This is a genomic window from Blastomonas sp. UPD001 (assembly GCF_003426715.1).
Classification (GTDB): domain Bacteria; phylum Pseudomonadota; class Alphaproteobacteria; order Sphingomonadales; family Sphingomonadaceae; genus Blastomonas.
In genome coordinates, this window is sequence record NZ_QKVT01000217.1 from 1 (window position 1) to 7,313 (window position 7,313).

Genomic DNA, 7,313 nt, shown 5'->3' on the forward strand with positions numbered 1-7,313 from the left:
CCCGCGGCGATCAGCGATCGCACCGCCTCGTGCCCCGCCTCTTCGGAGGTGACGGAATCGCGCTGCAGCGCCGGATCGGCCTCCAGCCCCGCCTCGGCCAGCGCATCGCGATAGCCGCGCCAGCGGTCCTCGAACTCGGGCGCATGGCTCGATGCGGTGCCTATGAACGCGATCCGCCGTCGTCCGCGCGCGATCAGGTGGCGGGTCGCGGCATAGCCACCGCTGCGGTTCTCCGACCCCAAAGTGATGCCCGGCTCGTTCGCCATTGGCGAGCCCCAGCGCACGAAATGCGTGCCCTGCTCCACCAGATGCGTCAGCCGTGCGCGATAATCCTCGTAGTCGCCATAGCCGAGCAGGATGATCCCATCGGCCTTGTGGCTGTCCTGATAATCGACATGCCAGTCGCTGGAGAGCTGCTGGAACGAGATCAGGAGGTCGAAACCCGCGCGCGAGGCGGTGCGCGTGATCGACCCCAGCATCGCCAGGAAGAACGGGTTGATCATCGAATCGTCGGGCGTCGGGTCCTCGAAGAACAGCAGGGCGAGCGTGTTCGCCTGCTGCCGCCGCAGCGAGGAGGCGTTCTTGTCGACCGAATAATTGAGCTGCGCGGCGATCGCCTGGATGCGTCTGCGCGTCTGTTCGCTCACCGCCGGATTGCCGCTCAGCGCGCGCGAAACCGTGGGCTGCGAGACGCCCGCAAGCTGCGCGATATCGAATGAGGTTGGCCTGCGTCCCATCCTGCCCCTTCGGCTTCCAGTCGCTTGCAAAACCGCGCGATTCCCGCGTGTTTGCGACCTTTCGGCCTGAATACGTATGCGTATGCCTTTTGCAAACGTGGTGCAAAGGTTATTCAGACTGCCGACCGGTTCACCTGAAAGCCGGCGGCTCTGGACTTCCTTCAGACGCCAGAAATCATCCCCGCCATTGCCGCGCGGGGCCCCTGGGGAGAGTGATCATGAAAGCGATTTTTCGCGCCCGTCGTCTGCGCCTTGCGTCCGGCCGCACCAGCCTTGCCGCCCTGTCCACCGCACTGATGATCGGCGCTGCCAGCCCGGCGCTCGCGCAGGCCAATGATGCCGAGCAGCCGCAGGGCACTGCCGAGATCGACGAGGAAGGCGGCGTCATCGTCGTCACCGGCTTCCGCGCCAGCGTCGAGAACTCGATCGCCGCCAAGCGCGAGAGCAATTTCATCGTCGATATCGTCACCGCCGACGACATCGCCGGCCTGCCCGACGTGTCGATCGCGGAATCGCTGGCGCGCCTGCCCGGCGTCACCTCGCAGCGCACCGGCGGCCAGGCGAGCGCGATCAACATCCGCGGCCTTTCGCAGGACCTCGTTTCCGCGACGCTCAACGGCCGTGAACAGGTCGCCACCAGCGGCAACCGCGTGATCGAGTTCGACCAGTATCCCTCGGAGCTGATCAACCAGGCCGCAGTCTACAAGACCCCGCTCGCCAGCCATATCGAGGGCGGCATCGCGGGCAAGGTCGAGCTGAAGACCGTGCGCCCGCTCGACAATGCCGACGCGTTCAAGGCAACGATCAACCTGCGCGGCCTGTACAACGACCGCGCGAAGGAAAGCCCCGACGTCTCGTCCTATGGCTATCGCGTCTCCGGATCGGTCCAGGCCAAGCTGCTCGACGACACGCTCGGCATCGCGCTGGGCTATGCCCGGCTCTATCAGCCGAACGTCGCGACCCGCTTCGTCCAGTTCGACTTCCCGATCCCCGGCACCAACGGATCGCCCACCCGCGACTTCAATGGCGACGGCCGGCCGGATTCGCTCAATTTCGGTTTCGAGGGCATCCAGTTCGGCGGACGCGAGACCCGCGATGCGGCGATCGGCGTGATCCAGTGGGGGCCGAGCGATCGTCTCCGCCTCCTCATCGACGGCTATTATTCGCGCTTCAAGTCGGACGTGCAGCGTCGCGGCCTGCGCGTCGTGTCGCCGCAATCGGGCGACAACCAGTTCATCAACCCGGTGATCGCCAACAACGCGCTGATCGGCGGACGCATCGTCAACCAGGTGGGTTCGAACGGCTTCGGCTTTGGCCTGGGCACCGAGCTGGTCAACCAGGATGAAAGCCGCCGCGACGAGCTCTACACCATCGGCGGCAACCTGGCCTATGACTTCAGCGACCGCGTCACCCTCGCCGTCGATGTCGGCTATTCGAAGGGCACCAGCTTCTTCAACAATGCGGGCATCAACCTGCGCCCCTATGTCAACACGCCCACCGGCCTGCGCCGCGCGGATTCGATCCCCGGGCTGATCTCGGTCGATTATCAGCTCAACGGCACGCGTCTGCCGACCATCCGCTCGATCGGCTCGAACTTCACCGATGTCGATCCGGCGGGCGGCGGCTTTTTCCTCGATGGCCAGTTCCTGGTGCCGCAGGCCGATAGCGACGAGCTGTTTGCCGCGGCGACCGATCTGGTCATCCGCTTCGACGAGGCCAATTTCCTCGACGCGCTGCGCTTCGGCTTCCGTTATGCCGACCGTCGCGGCGACCGCCGGGTGACCTCGTTCAACACCTTCGGCATTCCCGGCAGCCCGCTCGCGGTGCCCGGCAATCTGGTCAAGCAGGCCGGCTTCTCGGGCGGCTATGCAGCGGCGGGCCTGCCCGGCTTTGCGGTGGTCGATATCGACGGCGCGTTCAATCTCGCCTTCGGCAACACGCTGGGCGTGCGCCAGCCGACCGACCAGATCGCCTTCGATTTCACCATCGACCAGAGCTTCCGCATCGATGAAGAGACCTATGCCGGCTATGCCCAGCTCGATTTCGACACCGAGCTCGGCGGCCTGCGCTTCCACGGCAATATCGGCGGCCGCTATGTCCGCACCGAGCAGAGCTCGACCGTCAACTTTGCCGACCCGAACCTGGTCGACAACCCCGCCACCCCGCCGCCGGCGCGCGAGAACCGCCGTCCGGTGACGCGCGGACGGACGTTCAACGACTTCCTGCCGGCGATGAACCTGATCCTCGACCTGTCGGACCGCGACATCCTGCGCGCCAGCTACAGCCGTCAGATCTCGCGCCCGCGCTTCTTCGAACTGCGCGGTTCGATCAGCGTCAACACCGGATCGGACGGCAACACCAGCGGCAGCGGCGGCAATCCCGACCTGTCGCCCTATCGCGCCAACCAGTTCGACCTGAGCTACGAGCACTATTTCGGCAATTCGGGCGTGTTCGCGGTCAGCGCCTATTACAAGGACCTCGAATCGTACATCATCAACGGCACGATTCCGCAGTTCAACTATGTCGAAAACGGCATCACCCCCCCGCCGATCCCGGGCACCAACATTCCCGGCAACGCAGTGGGCAGCTTCTCCTCGCCGATCAACGGCGATGGCGGCTATGTCTATGGCATCGAATTCCAGTTCTCCAAGACCTTCGTCGAACTGCCCGCTCCCTTCGATGGTCTTGGGGTTCAGCTGAACTATGCGTACAGCAAGAGCGACCTGGAATTCCCCAGCGCGACCAGCGGCGCCTCGATCAACCTGCCGCTGCCGGGCCTGTCCGAGCACGTGTTCAACCCGACCGTGTTCTACGAAAAGGCCGGGTTCGGCGCGCGCCTCAGCACCCGCCACCGTTCGAGCTTCGTCAGCCCGCAGATCGGCATCAGCGAACTCGTCCTGACCAGCGCCAAGGAAACGGTGATGGATGCGCAGCTTTCATACCAGTTCCAGGAAGGCAGCGTGCTGCGCGGGCTCAAGCTGCTTGCGCAGGTCAACAACCTGACCGATGAACCGACCCGGACCTATTGGGGCAATGTCGCCCAGACGGGAACGATCCAGAATTTCGGCCGCACCTTCTTCCTGGGCGCGACCTACGAATTCTGAACGGGCGAATTCTGAACCTGGTTACCAGTCGGGGGGCGGGTTTCCCCACCCGCCCCCCGTTATTTTCTGCGAGGTAGGCGCATGGTGCGACACTGGATGACGCTGGCCGGACTGGCCGCCCTGGCCGTTTCGGCCCCGGCCGCGGCGCAGGCCCCCGATTACAGCGAAGCCACCGTGCGCAGCCGCGCCCCGCAGGACGAGATCATCTATTTCGTGCTGCCCGACCGCTTCGCCAATGGCGATCCTTCCAACGATCGCGGCGGGCTGAAGGGCGACCGGCTCAAGACCGGCTTCGACCCCGCGCACAAGGGCTTCTTCCATGGCGGCGACCTCAAGGGCCTCACGCAGAAGCTCGATTACATCCAGCGCCTCGGCGTCACCGCGATCTGGTTCGCGCCGATCTTCCAGAACAAGCCCGTGCAGGGCGAGCCGGGCCAGGAAAGCGCAGGCTATCACGGCTATTGGGTGACCGATTTCACCAGGGTCGACAGCCATTTCGGCACCAATGACGAGTTCCGGGCCTTTGTCGATGCGGCGCACGCGCGCGGCATCAAGGTCTATATGGACATCATCACCAACCACACTGCCGATGTCATCTATTTCAGGGAATGCGTCGGCCAGCCAGTCTGCGCCTATCGCTCCAAGGCCGATTATCCCTATTGGACCAAGGGCGGCCTCAACGGCGAGCGGATCAATGGCGGCTTCGAAGGCGATCAGGTCCGCACCGCAGAGAATTTTGCGCGGCTGACCGATCCATCTTATGCCTATACCCCGCAGCTTCCCAGGGGCGAGGAGCAGATCAAGCTTCCCGCCTGGCTCAACGATCCGATCCATTACCACAATCGCGGCAATACGAGCTTCTATGGCGAGGATTCGCGTTATGGCGATTTCGTCGGGCTCGACGATCTGATGACCGAGAGCCCGCGCGTGGTCGACGGGTTCATCGAGATTTACGCGAGCTGGATCGACCGGTTCGGCATCGACGGCTTTCGCATCGATACCGCGCGGCACGTGAACCCCGAATTCTGGGCGCGCTTTGCCCCCGCGATGCTCGAGCGCGCCAGGGCCAAGGGCATCCCGCATTTCCACATTTTCGGCGAGGTCGCCAACGACGCGATGGACCCCGGCTATCTCGCGCAGCATACGCGGCGCGACAAGCTGCCCGCCGTGCTCGATTTCGCCTTCCAGGCCGCCGTGCGCGACATGCTCACCGGCAAGGCGGGGACCGACCTGTTCGCCGGGCTGATCGCGGGCGACGTGCTGTACGAGGGCGGCGATGCGACCGCGCTCACGCTGCCGACCTTTCTCGGCAATCACGACATGGGCCGGCTCGGGCACATGCTCGACAAGGCCTATCCCCAGGCCAGCGAGGAAGAGCGGCTGGCGCGGATGAAGCTCGCGCATGTGCTGATGATGACCGCGCGCGGCGTGCCGACCATCTATTATGGCGACGAGCAGGGCTTTACCGGCGACGGCAACGATCAGGACGCGCGCGAGGACATGTTCGCGAGCCGCGTCGCGAGCTATAACGACAACCGGCTGGTCGGATCGGCGGCGACCACCGCGGCCGAGAATTTCGACCCCGCGCACCCGCTCTATGCGCTGATCGCCGAGCTGGCGGCGATCCGCAAGGCGCATCCCCGGCTGCGCGACGGGCGCACCGTGCTGCGCCATTATGGCCCCAAGCCCGGCCTGCTCGCCTTCACGCGCGGCGCGGACGATGGCGAGGAAATCCTCGTCGCGGTCAACACCTCGGACCAGCCCGTCAGCATGAATGTCGAGATCGGCTATCGCTCGCGCGCGTTCATCGGCCTGGCCGGCAACTGCCCGACCAGCGCCAGCGCGCCGGGATCGGTCGCGATCCGCCTGGCCCCGTTCGGCTATGCCGTCTGCCGCGCCACCCCGATCGACTGAAAGCCCAGGAATGACCAAGCCGCTCTGCGATACCCGGCCCGATCCCGACCATGGCACCGGTGTCCCCCGCCCCTGGTGGAAGGGCGCAAGCATCTACCAGATCTATCCGCGCAGCTTTGCCGATGCGAACGGCGACGGCATCGGCGATCTGGCGGGGATTACCGCGAAGCTCGATCATATGGCGGACCTGGGCGTCGATGCGATCTGGCTCTCGCCCTTCTTCCCGTCGCCGATGAAGGATTTCGGCTATGACGTGGCCGATTATTGCGGGGTCGATCCGATCTTCGGCACGCTCGCCGATTTCGACGCGCTGGTCGCACGCGCGCACGATCTCGGCCTCAAGGTGCTGATCGACCAGGTCTTCTCGCACAGTTCGGACCAGCACCCCTGGTTCGTCGACAGCCGCTCGAGCGCCGACGCCGACAAGGCCGACTGGTATGTCTGGGCCGATGCCAAGCCCGATGGCAGCCCGCCGAGCAACTGGCAGTCGGTCTTCGGCGGCCCCGCCTGGACCTGGGATGCACGGCGCGGCCAGTATTACATGCACAATTTCCTGAAGGAGCAGCCGCAGCTCAACGTGCACAACCCGGCGGTGCAGGCAGCATTGCTCGACGTGCTGCGCTTCTGGCTCGATCGCGGCGTCGATGGCTTCCGCATGGACGCGGTCAATTTCGCGATGCACGATCCGCAGTTGCGCGACAATCCGCCCGCGCCCGACACCGGCAAGCCGCGCACCCGGCCGTTCGATTTCCAGCTGAAGGTGTTCAACCAGTCGCATGCCGACATTCCCGGCTTTGTCGAGCGGATGCGCGCGCTGATCGACCGCTATGGCGACAAGTTCACCGTCGCCGAGGTGGGCGGCGACGATGCCGAGCGCGAGATGAAGCTGTTCACCGCGCATGGCACGCGGTTCGACAGCGCCTATGGCTTCGACTTTCTCTATGCCGAGAAGCTGACGCCGCAGATCGTCGCGCAGGCGCTCACCGGCTGGCCCGATACGCCCGGCACCGGCTGGCCGAGCTGGGCGTTCGAGAACCACGACGCGCCGCGCGCGCTCTCGCGCTGGGCCGCGCCCGAGCATCGCGAGGCCTTCGCCCGGCTCAAGATCCTGCTGCTCGTCGCGCTGCGCGGCAACATCTTCCTCTATCAGGGCGAGGAGCTCGGCCTGCCGCAGGTCGAGATCCCGTTCGAGCGACTGCAGGACCCCGAGGCGATCGCCAACTGGCCGCTGACGCTGAGCCGCGACGGCGCGCGCACGCCGATGCCGTGGCGCAGGAACGCCAACGACATGGGTTTCGGTAGCGGCGATCCGTGGCTGCCCTTCGGCGACGATCACGGTCCGCTCGCGGTCGACGCGCAGAGCGCCGATCCGGCCTCGTTGCTCAACCTCACCCGCGCCGCGCTGACCCTGCGCAAGACGCATCCGGCGCTCGCGACGGGCGGCATCACGATCCTGCATTGCGACGCGCAGGTGCTGGCGTTCGAGCGGATCGAGGGGAGCGAGCGCATCGTCGCCGCGTTTAACCTGTCCGCCGAGCCGGCCCCCTGGCCCGCCACG

Annotated in this window: 4 protein-coding genes; 3 read left to right on the plus strand and 1 reads right to left on the minus strand. The window is 65.6% G+C overall.

Features of this window, described 5'->3' with window-relative positions:
- On the minus strand, window positions 1–737 hold a 737-nt coding region (locus DM995_RS21045), incomplete at its 3' end, for a LacI family DNA-binding transcriptional regulator (RefSeq protein ID WP_157973459.1).
- Between the two features lie 218 nt (window positions 738–955).
- On the opposite strand from DM995_RS21045, the gene DM995_RS21050 reads away from it, so the two are divergent.
- From DM995_RS21050 to DM995_RS21060, 3 genes are all read left to right on the plus strand, one after another.
- Window positions 956–3,841 carry a TonB-dependent receptor gene (locus DM995_RS21050; RefSeq protein ID WP_157973460.1) on the plus strand — a complete coding sequence of 962 codons (2,886 nt, stop codon included), beginning with the start codon at window positions 956–958 and terminating at the stop codon, window positions 3,839–3,841.
- A gap of 81 nt (window positions 3,842–3,922) precedes the next feature.
- Window positions 3,923–5,755: an alpha-amylase family glycosyl hydrolase gene (locus tag DM995_RS21055; RefSeq protein ID WP_116970963.1), complete on the plus strand. Its 1,833-nt coding sequence runs from the start codon at window positions 3,923–3,925 to the stop codon at window positions 5,753–5,755.
- Between the two features lie 10 nt (window positions 5,756–5,765).
- On the plus strand, window positions 5,766–7,313 hold a 1,548-nt coding region (locus tag DM995_RS21060), incomplete at its 3' end, for an alpha-glucosidase (RefSeq protein WP_116970964.1).

Excerpts from the sequence above, each read along its gene's own strand:
- DM995_RS21050 (WP_157973460.1), top strand. The coding sequence starts at position 956 with ATGAAAGCGATTTTTCGCGCCCGTCGTCTGCGCCTTGCGTCCGGCCGC.
- DM995_RS21055 (WP_116970963.1), top strand. The coding sequence starts at position 3,923 with ATGGTGCGACACTGGATGACGCTGGCCGGACTGGCCGCCCTGGCCGTT.